This window comes from Bacillus sp. LNXM65 (assembly GCF_002998575.1).
Classification (GTDB): domain Bacteria; phylum Bacillota; class Bacilli; order Bacillales; family Bacillaceae; genus Bacillus.
Genome location: NZ_PVRB01000007.1, coordinates 195215 through 211661 on the forward strand (window position 1 = coordinate 195215; position 16447 = coordinate 211661).

Annotated in this window: 15 protein-coding genes; 9 read left to right on the forward strand and 6 right to left on the reverse strand. The window is 40.2% G+C overall.

The genetic code is table 11. The features are described 5' to 3' along the window. Positions 1 to 6: 6 nt before the first annotated feature. The 3 genes from C6Y03_RS15010 to C6Y03_RS15020 all read right to left on the reverse strand — a co-directional run bounded on the left by C6Y03_RS15010 (position 7) and on the right by C6Y03_RS15020 (position 2937). Complete coding sequence (locus tag C6Y03_RS15010) at positions 7 to 873, reverse strand: Cof-type HAD-IIB family hydrolase (protein ID WP_106039567.1); 867 nt, start codon at positions 871 to 873, stop codon at positions 7 to 9. A gap of 449 nt (positions 874 to 1322) precedes the next feature. Beyond that, a complete protein-coding gene (locus C6Y03_RS15015; RefSeq protein ID WP_106039568.1) occupies positions 1323 to 1682 on the reverse strand; it encodes a YlbF/YmcA family competence regulator in 360 nt (119 codons plus the stop codon). A gap of 121 nt (positions 1683 to 1803) precedes the next feature. Continuing rightward, the gene (locus C6Y03_RS15020) at positions 1804 to 2937 is read right to left on the reverse strand and encodes a DUF445 domain-containing protein (protein ID WP_106039569.1); all 1134 of its coding nucleotides are present in this window, start codon (positions 2935 to 2937) and stop codon (positions 1804 to 1806) included. Positions 2938 to 3151: 214 nt separating this feature from the next. On the opposite strand from C6Y03_RS15020, the gene C6Y03_RS15025 reads away from it, so the two are divergent. The 7 genes from C6Y03_RS15025 (at position 3152) to C6Y03_RS15055 (ending at position 9418) form a co-directional block, all read left to right on the forward strand. Beyond that, a complete protein-coding gene (locus C6Y03_RS15025; RefSeq protein ID WP_066031095.1) occupies positions 3152 to 4255 on the forward strand; it encodes a YheC/YheD family protein in 1104 nt (367 codons plus the stop codon). Beyond that, positions 4212 to 5570: a YheC/YheD family endospore coat-associated protein gene (locus C6Y03_RS15030; RefSeq protein WP_106039570.1), complete on the forward strand. Its 1359-nt coding sequence runs from the start codon at positions 4212 to 4214 to the stop codon at positions 5568 to 5570. Before C6Y03_RS15025 ends, C6Y03_RS15030 begins: the two co-directional genes overlap by 44 nt. Positions 5571 to 5725: 155 nt before the next feature. Beyond that, positions 5726 to 5935, forward strand: a complete 210-nt coding sequence (locus tag C6Y03_RS15035; RefSeq protein WP_003211787.1) for a YheE family protein — start codon at positions 5726 to 5728, stop codon at positions 5933 to 5935. A gap of 20 nt (positions 5936 to 5955) precedes the next feature. Then, on the forward strand, positions 5956 to 6831 hold the full coding sequence (locus tag C6Y03_RS15040; RefSeq protein WP_106031627.1) for a helix-turn-helix domain-containing protein: 876 nt from the start codon (positions 5956 to 5958) through the stop codon (positions 6829 to 6831). Positions 6832 to 6970: 139 nt separating this feature from the next. Next, positions 6971 to 8077: an ABC transporter ATP-binding protein gene (locus C6Y03_RS15045; RefSeq protein ID WP_060595888.1), complete on the forward strand. Its 1107-nt coding sequence runs from the start codon at positions 6971 to 6973 to the stop codon at positions 8075 to 8077. A 233-nt stretch (positions 8078 to 8310) separates the two neighbouring features. Beyond that, on the forward strand, positions 8311 to 8514 hold the full coding sequence (locus C6Y03_RS15050; RefSeq protein ID WP_034663637.1) for an alpha/beta-type small acid-soluble spore protein: 204 nt from the start codon (positions 8311 to 8313) through the stop codon (positions 8512 to 8514). 286 nt (positions 8515 to 8800) lie between these two features. Next, on the forward strand, positions 8801 to 9418 hold the full coding sequence (locus C6Y03_RS15055; protein ID WP_060595886.1) for an NAD(P)-dependent oxidoreductase: 618 nt from the start codon (positions 8801 to 8803) through the stop codon (positions 9416 to 9418). Between the two features lie 119 nt (positions 9419 to 9537). On the opposite strand, the gene C6Y03_RS15060 is transcribed toward C6Y03_RS15055, so the two are convergent. Beyond that, entirely contained in the window at positions 9538 to 11553 is a 2016-nt protein-coding gene (locus tag C6Y03_RS15060; protein WP_106036603.1) for an ABC transporter ATP-binding protein, read from the reverse strand. Next, positions 11550 to 13307, reverse strand: a complete 1758-nt coding sequence (bmrC, locus tag C6Y03_RS15065; protein WP_066031099.1) for a multidrug ABC transporter ATP-binding protein BmrC — start codon at positions 13305 to 13307, stop codon at positions 11550 to 11552. The genes C6Y03_RS15060 and bmrC overlap by 4 nt, the downstream gene beginning before the upstream one ends. Before the next feature lie 557 nt (positions 13308 to 13864). On the opposite strand from bmrC, the gene C6Y03_RS15070 reads away from it, so the two are divergent. Beyond that, the gene (locus C6Y03_RS15070) at positions 13865 to 14371 is read left to right on the forward strand and encodes a universal stress protein (protein WP_003210990.1); all 507 of its coding nucleotides are present in this window, start codon (positions 13865 to 13867) and stop codon (positions 14369 to 14371) included. Positions 14372 to 14417: 46 nt separating this feature from the next. On the opposite strand, the gene dat is transcribed toward C6Y03_RS15070, so the two are convergent. Further along, positions 14418 to 15275, reverse strand: coding sequence for a D-amino-acid transaminase (gene dat, locus C6Y03_RS15075; protein WP_106031624.1), 858 nt, complete (start codon positions 15273 to 15275; stop codon positions 14418 to 14420). Between the two features lie 296 nt (positions 15276 to 15571). Here dat and C6Y03_RS15080 point away from each other — a divergent pair, with 296 nt between their 5' ends. Continuing rightward, entirely contained in the window at positions 15572 to 16426 is an 855-nt protein-coding gene (locus C6Y03_RS15080) for a polysaccharide deacetylase family protein (protein ID WP_066031100.1), read from the forward strand. Positions 16427 to 16447 lie beyond the last annotated feature (21 nt).

Below are 16447 nucleotides of genomic sequence, written 5' to 3' on the forward strand. Positions count from 1 at the left end.
TCTATATTATCGTTTAATATCGAATTGATGTAAAAATCCTTCTCTTTGCTGCATTCTAAAGTATTCTTTGATCATATAAGCGACTCCCTGTTCATCGTGCGAACGTGTCACCCAATCGGCTTTACGCTTAACAGAATGAGGGGCATTTCCCATCGCAACGCCTAAGCCAGCCAATTCGAGCATTGGGATGTCATCTGTCCCCTGCCCAATGACCACCGTATCTTCTAAAGTCAAACCTAATGCTGAAGTCAAAAGAGAAAGCCCCGCTTCTTTCGATACGCCTTTGCATACGATATTCATTTTCTCATCACTGATCTGAATAAGATCGACAGATCGAAAAGCTTGTTGAATGGTTCGGTGAATTTCAGGCTGAAGCTCTGCGGCCGAATATACTTCAATGACTGGTGTACTGACCGGTTCATCCATCAGCATATCACTTAGCGATTCAACAAATTGCACAGGATAGAAAATTGGATCAGACGGATGAATCAACGTCTTTCCCATCAGCTGTGACTGCGTTTTTTTCCGGTTGCCAATTGAGAATTTTTCATGCAGTAGGCGAACATTACAATCAAAGCTTTCAAGAATTTGCACAAGATTAAATGTTTTTTCTTCCGTTAGTTTCTTCACATGAAGCGGCTCATCGAGTTTATTCGCGATAAATGCACCACTATGCGTCACAAGGGTTGACGTTGGAATCTTCAACGCCTTGGCTATTTTTTGTGCGGAACGAAAATGCCGGTTGGTGACAAGCGTCACGTAAACCCCTTTTTTCTTCACGTATTCCACAGCTTCTTTTGTAGCGGAATGGATTTTTCCATTGGAACGAAGTAACGTTCCATCTATATTGAGTGCAAGTAGTTTTTTTGACACTGAGGCATCCCCCTTCTTGATGACTGTACTTACGATAAGGATATGCCCTAGCTTGGTGCTTTAGAACATGCAGTTGAAAGAGCCCTGTGTTATGAATCTTTTGCAAATAAAAAAAGCCTACCCCTAGGCTTTTTTTTATGTATGGTTTGGATGCGTCACAATGAGGTGATGAAGCTCCCCATGATCCCCTTATCTTTCACACACCAAAGCATTGCTTATATCAGATCCCCTTATGCTTTGCGTTTCTCCCAGAAGCGCTTCTCTCTCGTTTGGCTAATCGCCTTAAATCCCAAGTGAAACGCACCCAATTGTCCCATGAGAGCGCTCATTTGAAAGCACTTTCAATATAAGTATTATCGCAGAATTTATGAGCTTCGACAACCTTTTTTTGAAAAGTTGGACAGGGAACATGTGAAATAAAAAAAGGGCGAATATCATCGCCCTTTTCATTAATTATTTTCTTCTGGATTCCCATAAAGCTCTTCAAGAGGCTTCATGATCACTTTATTTAATTCTCCGATGAGAACACTCACACGTTGTTCTGCTTCCATCAACTGAGAGATTTTATCGTGCTGTTGAACAAGTGCCACTGTTTTTTGAGCTTGCTCCACTTCTTCTTGTGTGATCTCTTGACCAGTCATTTGTTTTTGTTGAAGGTTCACTTGAATGTCACGGAAGTTCTCGAACATTCTTTTAGAGGACTCATCCGCGTTTACCTCATCATAAAGATTTTTTAAAGTTGAATATTCTTCGCTATGACGCAGAGCTTTTTCAAGGTCATATGCAACATCATAAACATTTACAGACATGTTATGTCTCCTTTCTATCCGTTATCACCGATATGATCGGCGGACACCACTCCACTATAACAAACTATGGCTTTCGTTTCACATATATACAATGAATTCATCAAAATTTCTCTAGCTTGTCTTAAAATAGCGTGACAAAGATTGCTTGAATTGCGCCGATTAATCCGCCTAAAAAACCGCCTAAAAACGTGATCATTTTAAGTTCATTGTTGGAAATGCTAACCACAAGCTCCTCCATTTTTTTAAGCGGAAAATGTTCAATCTGCTCACGAATGATATCTTCAAATTTGAGCTTTGCGAGCAGTCCCTCTAAAGCATTCGATGCTGCTTTAATCCCCTTGTCGACAAGCACTGGTGCAAAGTGTGTTTTGAGATCAAGCGCTACTGCACTGACATAATATCCAACTGGCTTGTCTAATATCAGCTTTGTAGAGAAGTGTGAAAGCAATTGCTTTTTCACACTATAAGCAAGCTCCTTCACATTCCATTTTTCATCTAGCTCCTGAAGAGAAAACTGCTTCACCTTGTCCCATTCTTGAACAAGCAAATCTGATAAAAATCTTTTTGTTTCTGCGTTTCTTAAAAATTTGATGATTTCAGGATGTACCCGATCAATTAAGCTTGAATTCCCTAGAAACATTTGAACCATACTGCCAAGCATGCCTCGTTCCTTTAAGAAATCATCAATCATATTACCAAGCCTTGCTTTACCTTCCTCGCTTTCAAAATAATGAATGCCCCTCTTTAAAATATAATCAGCTGCATCTGGAATTTTTGAAGATATTTTGTTTTCCACATCTAGCGGAAGCAATTCAGATAAAGTTTGCTCATTATATTTTTCAAGCAGTGAATTGAGCTTCTGATCAGACCACTGATGGATCCATTCATCTGCTTTGACGTCAGCCTGTGATACGCCGACTCTTTCAAGCAAAGTTAGCACTGTTATCTCCATTTCAGCGCCTTTGTCAATATATCGATGGACTGTATGCAAGATCTCTTGCTTTGCCTCCGATGATTCAAATCGCTTTTGAATTCCTTCTGGCGTAAGCAAATGCTCCATAACCATGACACCAACCTGCTTGGCTACTTCGTCTCTTCTTTTAGGAATGAGCCCTGGTGTAAAAGGAAGCTGTTTCCCGAATAAGTAATACGGCTTATAAGGGCGAAAAAGCATTTTAATTGCAAGATGGTTTGTCGCTGCTCCTATGACTGCGCCTATAACAATCATAAAGATAAACGTTGTGAATATATTCAAAGTCGTCATCTACCTTTCAAACAACACCCGAAGTTTATTGGTTTAATCTATACGTATTATAGTTGTTGTCAAGTCCCCAAGCAAATGAAGCATGTTGCTAGACATATGATCAATCGATCTGTCGTAATGATAAAGGAGCGCAATCTTTATGTAAAATCATGAAAAAGTGTTTTTGTGCTGGTAAAAAAAGAAGTTGAAAAGAAGGTGTTTTTTAATGACATCAACATTAGGTATTGTGACCCTTTCTTCAAAATATGAAGAGGCATTCACTCGTGGGTTAGCCAAAGCTGCCCCTTCTTATGGTTTAAAGGTTGTTCGTTTTACACCATTTGATTTAAAGCCGGCTTCAAATTTGATACAAGGTCAAACTTATACGAATGGTCAAGGATTTGCCGCAGCAGAATTTGAGATTCCTGACTTGATTTACGATCGATGCCTTTACAAGCATGACGCACAATCTAAAAAAGCAAAACCAATCATGGAATGGCTGAAAAAGTATCCGAAAACAGATTTTTTGAATACAGGTATTTCAAATAAAATGATGCTATTTGAGCAGCTCCGTCTCCTCCCTTCTTTACAGCCATATTTACCTGTCTGCTCATTATTAAAAGAGCCATCAGAACTTCTCAACATGGTAAGGAAAGACGGTTATTGTAAAATGCAGCCGCTCTCTCAACAGCATGCAGCATCTACTTACTTCATTTTCTTAAAAGACAACACTTTCACTGTTCAGCTAAGTCCCGAGCAAGTCATCACATTTTCGCGTCCATCAGATATAGAGCGCTGGTGCAAAAAGTACGTAGGCCGATATTTCCTTCAATTTTTTCAGACGAGTGATCAAAAAGACTTTTTATTCAATGAAATAAGGATTTTCCTTATGAAAGATTCACAAAATCAATGGAGTCGCATAGGGATTCACACAAAATCACCTACAGAAAATAGTCATTTAAACATTACACAAAAATCAGCTCCCATGATAGGCTTTGATCACTATCTAAACACATTGCAGCCGCACATCAAAGAGCTTCTTTTAGATGATATTGCATCCATTCAAGCATCTCTCCCAGCATATATAGATAAAACCTTCTCCCCTTGCTTTGAATTCGCTGTAGACTTACTCCATACAAGTGAAGGCAGGCTTTTCATATCAAATATAAGATCAAAGCCAGGGCGATCCGCTTTTTTAAAAGCTTATCCTGACAAGGAAGATCAATTGATTCGTACCATTCTTGCACATGCTCAATCGATGACGTCTCAACCGAAGGAGGTTTCTTATGAACAAAAATCGCTTCATCATCGCCCCTCATCTCACAAGTGAAAAAACAGTTCATCTTCCCGCCCATTTTAAACAGCAGGATGCGATCTATTCTCTTGCTTTAGGATCCCGTTTAGTAGATGACTTCACCGTTTCCTATCATCAACATCCAAATAAAATTTTATTATCAGAAAATCTATATAGAAATTTACTAATTCCTTATCAATCAAAAGCTGATGTGATTGCCGTTGATCATACACTGTTTATAGGGCCGCTGCTTGGCATTTTCACAGCAGGTTTTGGGCAAAGCACGCAGCCACTAGGAACGAGATCAGACTTTTTTATCAAACTGCTGCACTCTTTCAGGCAGCATGCTGGATTTGCCTACCTTTTTGGTACACATTCTATTGATTGGGATAAAGGAATAGTAGAAGGATTGTTGTACCAACAGCAAACATGGGTTAAAAAACAGATGCCTCTGCCGTCAGTCATTTACGACCGTCTTCCAAATAGAAAGGCTGCTCAGTCGGCATTTATTCAAGAAACAAAGCGTAAACTCACACAAGACTATGATATTCCTTGGTTCAACCCTTATTTTTTTAATAAATGGGATATTCATGAACAACTGTTAACAGATGAAAAAACATGTCCTTTTCTTCCACATTCCATACAATTGGATCCGGTGGACGCTCTAAATAAAATAGAAACACTCCTCCATCTACATCAGGTCATATACTTAAAACCATCGAACGGAAGTCACGGCGACGGTATTTATCAATTAAAGAAGACGGCTCATGGAATCACTGTATGCTCAAATCACGGAAGCGCTGTTCCATATGACTCAATAGAGCATTTCGTGACCAAGCTCCGGAAAGATCACGCAATTCAAGACTTTATGGCTCAACAAGGCATTGCACTTCTTCAAATAGACAATCAACCAATGGATTTCAGAGTTCATACGAATAAAAATAAGTACGGCCATTGGACAGTCACAGCAGCAGCAGCAAAAGTCTCTGGCAATCACACAGTAACGACTCACCATTTACATGGTGGCTTAGTAAAAACACTTTATGATGTTTTTCCAGAAAAGAAGAAGCGTTTGAAAACTTTAGAGCAGCTTTCTTATACTGCCATCACGCTTAGTCAGGTGATAGATGAAAAAATGTCCGGTCATATTGGTGAAATCGGTTTTGATTTAGGCATTGATCAGACAGGAGCTATCTGGATGTTTGAAGCCAATTCTCGCCCTGGCCGCGAGATTTTCCAGCATGTTTCATTGCGAAACTCAGAAAGGCTGATTGGGAAAAGAATCATGGATTATGCATCTTATCTTTCACGAACGACCTCAACAACTACAGACCACACGAACGTCTACTAACTGTTTTTCGTTTTAAATTGATGGTGTTATGAAATCTATGCTTTTCCTATGCTCTTTTCATCAGATGAGATACAATAAAATCAAGTTCAAGGTTGTTTCCGTATTGTCGTGTTTATTTATTGTTTCATCAATAAAAGCAAGGAGGCAATGATGATATGATTTCTCATTTTCAATGGAAACCTCTCTTTAAGAAAGCACAGTTGCCAGGCTGGAAAATATCCTTTTTTCACAATGGTGCGCACTACGAAGGCATCTACCACAAAACAGGTGATATTGAATGGGGCTCTCAGCTTCCACCTCATGAAGTCGAACCAACCTTAAAAGAAGAAATCCACGAATTAATGCTATTCCATGTCTATGATTAAACTGTTTAAGGAGCTTCGCCATGTTAGAAAAATTAAAGCTTGTTTACGGAGAGCATATCATCAGCTCACCTACAAATGATCATCAAATTCTTTGGTATCAAACAGACGAAGGCGAATTATTTGGAGTAGACAAATCAGAGCTTACAGCGAGAGAAACACTTCTTCTCAATACTTTCCTTACACCAATTGATCTTTCTCATACAAAGCAGACTGAGGATGAACAAAAATGGTACAGCTATCTTTTTGATAACAAACCACTAACCGTTCAGCACCCCGTCCGTGTATATTATTTTAAAATGTCCCATCAAGCAGAACAAAGGCAGCAAATAAAAGAGGCTGTGGTTCACAGCCTCGAACATACTCATTTCATTTGGACAGGCGCTGATACAGCGATGCTGATTCAAACAAACGCTACATCAGAAAATGGTCAATTAGATCTGCTAAACGATTTGTCTCTAGCCATTACAAGTGACTTTTTAACAGACTCAGTCTTTTTACAAGGACAGCTCCATTTGCCAAATGAACATTTACAGAAGAAATTGTTAAATGAACAGCAGCTTTTCTTGGACCATGTGCAGCGAGGCAAGCTTAGATCAGGGATTTCCACATTTTATGAATGTCTGCCATCACTCATACGTTATGATGAATCCGCGCTCTCTCATGCTATTTCAGATGCTTTTAAAGAGGCGGTCTTTGATCGGGACGTTTACCGCACCCTCATGACCTATATGCAATGTAACTTAAATGCATCCAAGGCAGCAAAAGCTTTATATGTTCACAGAAACAGCCTTCAATATCGAATCGATAAATTTATTGAGCGCACAGGAATCGATATACGGCATTTTCCAGAAGCATCTGCTGTTTATTTTATGATGAATCTTCTCGACCTTTCATAACAATCAATGACATGAGCATCCTGCCCAAAAGTGAAAATGAGATGTTGTGCACGTTGTCCATTTACAGACGCTTCCCCATTTTATACACTTTATTTACAAGTAAAGCGCTTTCAATAAGAGGATGGGGAGGTTATCATCTATGGCTGAAATGATGCTCAATCAAATTTATAAAGTGTATGATAACAAGGTAACAGCAGTAGACAACTTTAATCTACATATAGAAGATAAAGAATTTATTGTGTTTGTTGGTCCATCTGGGTGCGGAAAATCAACAACCCTTCGCATGATTGCAGGACTTGAAGAGATTTCACAAGGGGATTTTCTGTTAGACGGAAAACGGATGAATGATGTAGCACCAAAAGACCGGGATATCGCAATGGTTTTCCAAAACTATGCTTTGTACCCTCACATGAATGTATACGATAATATGGCTTTTGGATTAAAGCTGCGGAAGTTCCCGAAATCAGAAATTGATGAGCGGGTTCGAAATGCTGCGAAAATATTGGGGCTTGAGCAATATTTAGACAGAAAACCAAAAGCTCTGTCTGGCGGTCAAAGACAACGCGTTGCACTTGGGAGAGCAATTGTGCGTGATGCAAAGGTCTTTCTTTTGGATGAGCCGCTTTCTAATTTAGATGCAAAACTTCGCGTTCAGATGCGTGCTGAAATATCTAAGCTTCATCAGCGTCTGCAAACGACATTTATCTATGTCACACATGATCAGACTGAAGCTATGACAATGGCTACTCGCCTTGTTGTGATGAAAGATGGCTTTATTCAGCAGGTTGGAGCGCCGAAGGATGTATATGAAAATCCAGAGAATGTATTTGTAGGCGGATTCATTGGCTCTCCTGCGATGAATTTTTTCACAGGAAAACTCTCTGACGGTGCTATTGCAGTTGGAAAAACGCATATTCGTGTACCAGAAGGAAAGATGAAGGTATTACGCAGCCAAGGTTATATCGGAAAAGATATCATCCTTGGTATCAGACCAGAAGATTTTCATGATGAACCCGTGTTTATAGAGGCATCTGAGGGCACAAAGATCGATGCCAGTGTAGAAGTTGCTGAATTAATGGGAGCAGAAACGATGCTTTACTCTTCTCTCGATGGTCAGTCTTTTATTGCACGTGTTGATTCTCGTACTGATGTTCAGGCTGGACAGTCTATCCCTCTTGCTATTGATATGAACAAGGCCCACTTCTTTGATTCGGATACAGAACTTCGCATTCGCTCTGCTGATTAAAGAGATCTAAGCAGCACCATCACTCATGATTGAGTGATGGTTTTTTTGCATGTTGAACAACATTTACCATGTTCTTTTCTCGTATGTTTTTTTCAGAAATCACCATAATACTTAGTACAAAGCAGTTACTGCATTGGGTTTCGCCAAGTGGCAAATGACTTGCTCATTTCGCTGGTGCGATTCCAGCAAACCCAACCAAAAACCAAATCATATACAAAAAGGAGATTCACATCATGGCAAATTCTAATAGTTCAAATCAATTACTAGTTCCTGGAGCAGAGCAAGCAATCGACCAAATGAAGTACGAAATCGCTTCTGAATTCGGTGTAAACCTTGGTGCAGAAACAACATCTCGCGCTAACGGATCAGTTGGTGGAGAAATCACTAAGCGTCTTGTATCTTACGCTCAACAACACATGGGTGGAACACAAGCTTAATTTCATATTTGGATCATAGAAGGCACCTCTTAAGGTGTCTTCTTTTTTTATTTTTATCCCTCACCAATCTCCTTTCCAGCTCATATCATGTAGTAGAAAGGAGCGGATCTTCATGGACATTATTTCCGGTATGAACTTTGAACTTCTACAATTTGTAGGGATCTCTCTATTATGTGAATATGCTCATAGTATTCGGTCCTTTCACCTTTATAAAAAAAGCATCACATAAAAGTTGTACCATTTTGGGTTCTTTTCACTTATAGTATGTAGTGGAGGGATCGAACAGATGAAAATAGCTCTTTTCGGTGCTCATGGACGTGTAGGACAAGCATTTCTTCGTTTCGTTCAAGTAGATGATCGTTACATAGTTCGTTCATTGATTCGGACAAACCGAGAAGAAATGCTTGCGGGTATGTTTCAAGTCACCGGCAATTCAAGAAATCGAGAAGATGTGCTTGAGACGATCAAAGGAGCAGATATTGTTGTGAGCTGTCTATCAACAGATGGTGATGATACATTATCTGTTTCAATGGAGCATATCGTACAAGCCATGAAGCAATCAAATACTTCAAGAATTATTACAATTGGTACGGCAGGTATTTTAAAGGCAAGGCAGCAGCCGGAGCTTTACCGTTTTGAAACAAATGAATCAAGGCGGACTACTTCCCGAGCAGCTAAAGAGCATGCCAAAGCGTTTGAAATCCTTCAATCGACTGATCTAGATTGGACCATTATTTGTCCAACCTATTTACCAGATGGAGAAGTGACACGGTCATATCGCTATGAGAAAGATTTTCTCCCTATAGATGGAAAGAAAATTTCAGTTGAAGATACCGCACACTTTTTATATCAGCAGTTAAATTCGAAGGAATTTGTACATCAACGCGTCGGCATTGCCTACTGATGATGCAGCTCGTGTAAACGATATAACTAGTAAAGGTCGAGGTCAAAAACGAATCCTCGACTTTTTATGCAAATAAAAAGAGCCTCATTCAAAGTGAATAGGCTCTTTTTTGTTATTCATCAGCTGTTTGCAACAGCACCCTTTTGCAGTTCGTACATTTGCGCATACAGCCCTTCTTGCTGCATGAGTTGATCATGACTGCCTCGCTCGACAATTTCACCTTTTTCTAATACCAAAATCATATCGGCTTTCTTAATGGTGGATAATCGGTGAGCAATGACAAAAGTCGTTCGTCCTTCTTTGACGACATCAAGCGCCCGCTGAATGATCGCTTCTGTTTCTGTATCAATGTTTGCGGTGGCTTCATCTAAAATTAAGATCGCTGGATCGTACGCTAATGCACGGGCAAATGAGATTAACTGACGTTCTCCTGAGGAAAGAGTACTTCCCTTTTCAACGACTGGTTCATCAAATCCTTTTGGCAGGTGCTTCAATAACTCTACTGCGCCTACTTGCTTTAATGATGATTCAATCGTTTCTCTTTTAATGTCTTCATTTCCTAAGCTGACATTGGATGCAATCGTTCCGGAAAATAAATACGGGTCTTGAAGCACAATGCCCATTTGTTTACGCAACGTTTGGCGTGACTGGTGATAAATGCTTTCCCCATCTATGAGAATGTCTCCTTGCTGAATGTCATAAAAACGCAGCAGCAAGTTCATGATCGAGCTTTTCCCAGAACCGGTATGCCCCACAAGTGCAACTGTTTGGCCTTTTTTGGCCTCGAACGTAATGTTCTTTAATACATTATTTCCTTCATTATAAGCAAAGGTGACATCTTGGAACTGAACGTGTCCCTCCATTTTCTTTTGAACAGGTTCTTCCACTGTTGTTCCTGGCTCATCCAATAATCGGAAAACCCTTTCCGATGAAACCCTTGCTAATTCCAATCTCGAGAACTGGTTCACAATGCCTGTAATCGGCTGAAATAATCGATTTAAATAATCGACAAACGCATAGAGCACACCAATTGACACAATGCCCGTCGCACTTAAGGACGCACCGCCAAAATACCAAATGAGTGCCACATATGCTAAATTCCGAAGCAGGTTAACCAAGTTATGCGACAGAAGTGAATTTAAATGCAGCATCTTTCGCTGATATCGAAAGTGATTGTTGTTCAGTTCATCAAATTCCTCTTTCGTCACTTTTTCATGACGAAACGCTTGAATAATGGTCATCCCTTGAATGGCTTCATTTAGCTTGGCATTGATGTCACTAATGATCGAACGAATGCGGTGGTTGTACACTGATGCAAACTTTCTGTAGGTCATTGACCATAGGAAAATAATCGGTACCGCCACCAAACAAATGAGTGCCAGCTTCACATTTAATAAAAACATGGCAATATAAATTCCAATCATGTAAATAGCACTCGTCACGAAATTAGCGAGGACTGTCACATATAAATCACGAATGGTTTCTGTGTCATTGGTAATCCTCGCTACGACCTTTCCAGCCGGTAAATTATCAAAATACCGGATAGGCAACGTTTGAATATGCTCAAATACATCAACCCTCATTTTTTGAATAATTCGATTGGCTATCCGCTGTAGCAGATAATGCTGCGCATACTGAAAGAAAATCGCAATGACGAGAAGCCCTAGATAAAATAGAACAAGCTGCACCAAACCACTGATTTCCGGCTCATAAAAAGAGAAAATTTCCTCTTTTGATAAACGCTGTACTTGATATGTCTCGCGCTCGTTCCCATTTTCAATGGTAAGCTGATCTCCGGATATCTTTCGGTTTCCATCAAAACGAATCGGCTCATTTACAAAATAGTAACCGAATCCGACTTGCACCACATTGATTTGTTTTCCGGATTTCATATCACTGTCTAATCGATCGCTTCGTATATAGTTATTTCCCTGGTAATAAACTGTTTTGTCTGTTTTTTCATTGACCTCGACATATGGTTTTTCTACACCTAAAATATGATCATCAATCATTTTCTTCCCAATAAATGGTCCTGTCAGTTCAGCACCTACTGCAATGATGAGAAAGATCAAGGCAACAGACAGTACTTTCTTATAAAGGAGTGCGTAGGCAAGGAGTCTTCTTCCTGTTGTCATGCCTCATCCCCTCCTTCCAGCTGGTTTGTCAGCTGCTGACGCAGAAATTGTTCTTTGTACCACCCATCTTGCTGAATGAGCTCTTCGTGGGTGCCCTTTTGGACAATGCGTCCTTCTTCCATGACAAGTATGAGATCCGCATGCTCAACAGCTGATAGACGATGAGTCGTAATAAACGTCGTTTTCCCATGACGATTTTGCCTTAAATTTTCTAAAATAGCGGTTTCTGTTTTTGCATCTACCGCAGAAAGCGAGTCATCCAGTATCAAAATGTCGGGGTCTATTAATAAAGCGCGTGCAATGGAAATTCGCTGCTTTTGTCCACCTGACAGTGCCACACCTTTTTCCCCCACCATGGTTTCGAGACCCTCTGGCAAAAGACGTAAATCTTTTTCAAAGTAAGCATCTTTGATCGCTTGTGCTAATTCATTTTGTTTTGCGTCCCGATGACCAAAGCGCATATTCTCTTCTACACTTTTTGAAAAAAGGATATGATCCTGCGGTACGTATCCGATCCATTGAAATAGCTGATCCAATTCGATCTCTTGGATTGGGACTCCTGATAGCAGGATTTGACCATCACCTGTTGGATACTGGCGCAGAAGCTGTTTTACGATAGTCGTTTTACCGCTTCCTGTTTTGCCTGTAATTCCGATTGTCTGCCCTTTTCGAACCGTAAAGGACACATCAATTAAATTATCTTTAGGGGAAGTTGGATACCTGAATGTCACGCGGTCAAACTGAATATCGCCAGGCTCTTGTAACGTTTTTGGCTGAGAAGCGTCTGTGACATCCGGCTTGTAGCTGAGTGTATGATTCAACCGGTCTAACGACGCATTTCCCCTTTGCATAATATTAATCAATTCGCCTATCGCAAACATTGGCCAGATCATCATTCCAAGATAGACGTTAAATGCGACAAGCTCACCAATGGTTAAATCACTTTGGAACACAAGATAGGCTCCGTAGCCGATTCCAATTAAGTAGCTGACACCGACAAGTAATTTCACTGTCGGCTCAAACAATGAATCAATGATCGCCACTCTCATATTTTTTTGAAATACATCATCTGTCATTTGGCGAAAGCGTTCGACATCTTGTTTCTCCTGTACAAAAGACCGAATAACCCGGACACCTGCGACTGATTCAAGGACGCGATCGTTCATATCACCAAATGCATCTTGAGCAACTGTAAAGCGATCATGAATCTTGCTGCCATAATACGCAATCAAGAGCGCCATCAGCGGCATAGGGATGATCGCCATTAAGGTTAATTTCCAGCTAATCGTCAGCCCCATCGTAAAGAAGATCATCAGCATATAAGCAGTGGAATCAACCAATGTCAGAACGCCAAAACCTGTCGTTAAAGCCACAGCATTTAAATCGTTTGTACCTAATGCCATTAAATTACCGGTTTTTTTCTTTTCATAAAAGGTGGGTGTCATCTTAAGTAAGTGACGCATGAGCTTCCCGCGCATCACACGCTCCATGACATTTGCGCCGCCAAATAACTGATACATCCAAAAATATGTCAGCGTATAGACGACGACACCTAGCAAGCAAAAAATGGTTACATAAAACACAATACTGGATGTTGTAAATTGACCAGAACGAATGTCATCAACTGCCTGCCCAAGATATCTTGGCGGCAGCATTTCAAGCACATTCACAATGAGCAGAAGCGTAATGGCGATCGTATAACGCCTCCACTCTTGTTTGAAGAACCAGCCTAATTTCGCAAATACTGAAAACATGTTTGTCTCTCCTTTTAAAGCTAGCCGCTTTCTAGATTTTCCTGGCTGTCACCTTGTTTCGTTTTTTTGGTTTTTGTCATTTGTCTTGCTTTTGGCATGTTCACATGCTTTCACTCCTCTTCATTTACTTGTTGATCTCCATCCCTTTATTTCGAAATGCGAAATGAATACAACAAAAAAAGAGGCAACCAGCTGTCTGGTACGCCTCTTTTAGTCATGTAAAAAGGCGCATGTTGACAAATACGCAACATACGCCTTGATTCATCCGATCAATTGGAACATACGAGTCCCTTTTCAATGACCAATGAAGGTGTAATTGTCACGTGAATCAACCCATTCATGCAGTTTGATTTCATTCTTCCAATGTTGCACATGACATTTCCTCCTTTTGGCTCTTGAATCTTTTTTTATCTTATAGTGGCTGTCACCATTTTGTCAATAAATATTTTTCAATAAATGAAATTTTCTAACAAAAAGTTCACCGCCTTCATGTGTATCTTTTTCAGATAACGGGTATACCATGAGTGTAAAGACTCCTTTTGAAAGGAATGAGGACATTGTTTCAAGCTGATCGGATGGTCGTTGCGTTTGATGGACATGAAGACAGTAAGAAAGCATTAAAAAAGGCAATCGCTCTAGCCAAAACCTTGAATGCCAAGCTGACTGTTGCCTATGCACATGATGGCAAATCAAGCAGACAGGTGTTTGATGCACCACGCCCAATGACTGGCGGAGCTTATATCGGCGGCGGCATGGCAGACCTTCAAACACCCCCTGTGTATGTACCTCATGATGAACAGCAAAGTCCCTTGATTTTTGAAGATCATACAGAAGAAGTCGTTGCAGAAGCAAGAATGCTTTTAAATGAGGAGCAGTTTGAAGCTGCCATTGAAATTGTTGAGGGGGAACCAGCGGAAGCGATTATCGAATATGCTGAAGACATATCAGCAGACCTCATCGTCATGGGAGCACGTGACCAAAGCAGATTGAAAAAAATGCTCTTTGGCAGTGTAAGTGAAAAGTTATCATCAAAATCAGATATACCTGTGCTTATTGTAAAATAAAAGAATCACAAAAGGCTGTAAACATTGGTTTACAGCCTCTCTTTATTTATGAAGAAATAGATGCTTCACTTTCATGTTTAATTTTTTGCTGGAAGCCTTCCTGTACACGCTTTGTCAACTCTCCTGGAACGCCTTCCCCTACTGGCTGGCCATCAATTTCAACAATCGGAATGACTTCAGCCGTCGTCGAGCTGATGAAGATTTCCTGCGCGCGCAGCAGCTCTTCTTTACTTATACAAGTTTCTTCAACACTGCATCCCTCTTCTTTACATACCTCAAGAAGCTTTCTACGGGTAATACCGTTTAGAATAAGATTGTTTGCTGGATGTGTGCGAATCACGCCATCAATGACGGCATATACATTCGAGGAGGTTCCCTCAGTCACAAAACCATCTCTAATGAGAATGGCTTCAAATGCACCAGCTTCAGATGCCTTCTGCTTTTCCATGACGTTATATAAGAGATTTAAGCTTTTAATATCACATCTTAACCAGCGAAGGTCCTCAGATAATATGGCCTTTGCACCAGCTGTCTGCTCATGAACAGGCTTTTTCACCTGGAACGTATATGCTGTGATTTGAGGAGTGAGAGAATCGCCATATTGATGTTTACGAGGTGCGACGCCCCGCGTGACTTGAATATACACACCTCCATCTGTTAATTGGTTGTGGGCGACGAGCTGTTTTAACTTTTCTTCCATATCTGATACTGCACCTTGAAGATGAATGCCGATTTCTTTTGCACTCTTGAACAGACGCTCTGTATGCTCTTTTAATGTAAACAAAGTCCCATTGTATACACGGATGACCTCATAGACGCCGTCACCAAATTGATAGCCTCTGTCTTCAATATCAACATGTGCATCCTTTTTTTCAATGAAATCGCCATTATACAATACTTTCATACGGAATCTCCCCTTCGCTTCGCATTAATGGTTGAGTCTGATGCTATCTTAGCGGATAAATGAGTACGTTTCAATGATTATTCAGAATTATTTCACATCATGATAAATGGTCAACTTTCTATTGTAACAAACATAGACTCATAACCAAAAAGATTCCAATTTTTTAGCATCTTCTATATTCATAGGCTCTTTTTTCCTGTATACTTAATCGATATGAGCACGACAAAAAACAGCGGAAAAAGACAGAATCTACTACATGATTCGACACAAATTTTTGATTTATTGGAGCGATTGTAATGCAACGGGTTACGAAAAAACAGACACCTTCAAACACGATGCTGCTCTCAAAGGCGATTGGTTTAGTGATTCTGTCACTGATCCTCTTTTTTATTTGGGATATATCTAAAACCAATATGCAGGCAGCAGATCAGCCGGCTAAAATGTCTGCGAGCAGTCAATTCCGAGACACAAGCGCAAGTCTGAAAGCAAAAGATGATTCTACGAAAACATTAGATGCACATTTTAAGATCAACCCAAACAAACATGTAACGGATCAAACGATCTTTTTAACCTTTGATGATGGTCCGTCAGCGACATCAAATCAGCTTTTAGATGTGCTCAAAGCGCATCAAGTAAAGGCCACATTCTTTATGCTTGGGCCGCAGATTAAGGAACACCCGGCAGCTGTGAAAAGACTTCATCAAGAAGGTCATCAGTTAGGGCTTCATGGTATCACACATGATGTGAAACGCTTTTATCAAAAAAGTGATTCTCCCGTCAATGAGATGAAGGAAGATCAGCGCATTTTGGCTTCTGTCACAGGTGAGTATACACATCTTGTGAGAACACCTTATGGCAGCGCCCCAAATTTAACGGATCAGCAAAAGGCACGTTTAAAACAAAAAGGCTTTGTATACTGGGATTGGACAATTGACAGTCTTGACTGGAAATATAAAAGCTCAAAATATGTACCAGAGGTATTAAATCAGCTGCAAGTGCTTGAGACAAAACATCCAAAAGAACCAAAAATCATCTTAATGCACGATCAGCCAGCGACAGCAAAATACTTAAACAGTTTAATCACACAGCTAAAAGCGAAGGGCTATACATTTGAAGTCCTTGATGAATCGATGAAGCCGCTGCAACAATAAAGAAAGACCCCGCACCTTTTT

Coding starts and splice junctions, on each gene's coding strand:
- C6Y03_RS15015 (WP_106039568.1), bottom strand. CDS start 1,682: ATGTCTGTAAATGTTTATGATGTTGCATATGACCTTGAAAAAGCTCTG.
- C6Y03_RS15025 (WP_066031095.1), top strand. CDS start 3,152: ATGACATCAACATTAGGTATTGTGACCCTTTCTTCAAAATATGAAGAG.
- C6Y03_RS15030 (WP_106039570.1), top strand. CDS start 4,212: ATGAACAAAAATCGCTTCATCATCGCCCCTCATCTCACAAGTGAAAAA.
- C6Y03_RS15035 (WP_003211787.1), top strand. CDS start 5,726: ATGATTTCTCATTTTCAATGGAAACCTCTCTTTAAGAAAGCACAGTTG.
- C6Y03_RS15040 (WP_106031627.1), top strand. CDS start 5,956: ATGTTAGAAAAATTAAAGCTTGTTTACGGAGAGCATATCATCAGCTCA.
- C6Y03_RS15045 (WP_060595888.1), top strand. CDS start 6,971: ATGGCTGAAATGATGCTCAATCAAATTTATAAAGTGTATGATAACAAG.
- C6Y03_RS15050 (WP_034663637.1), top strand. CDS start 8,311: ATGGCAAATTCTAATAGTTCAAATCAATTACTAGTTCCTGGAGCAGAG.
- C6Y03_RS15055 (WP_060595886.1), top strand. CDS start 8,801: ATGAAAATAGCTCTTTTCGGTGCTCATGGACGTGTAGGACAAGCATTT.
- C6Y03_RS15060 (WP_106036603.1), bottom strand. CDS start 11,553: ATGACAACAGGAAGAAGACTCCTTGCCTACGCACTCCTTTATAAGAAA.
- bmrC (WP_066031099.1), bottom strand. CDS start 13,307: ATGTTTTCAGTATTTGCGAAATTAGGCTGGTTCTTCAAACAAGAGTGG.
- dat (WP_106031624.1), bottom strand. CDS start 15,275: ATGAAAGTATTGTATAATGGCGATTTCATTGAAAAAAAGGATGCACAT.
- C6Y03_RS15080 (WP_066031100.1), top strand. CDS start 15,572: ATGCAACGGGTTACGAAAAAACAGACACCTTCAAACACGATGCTGCTC.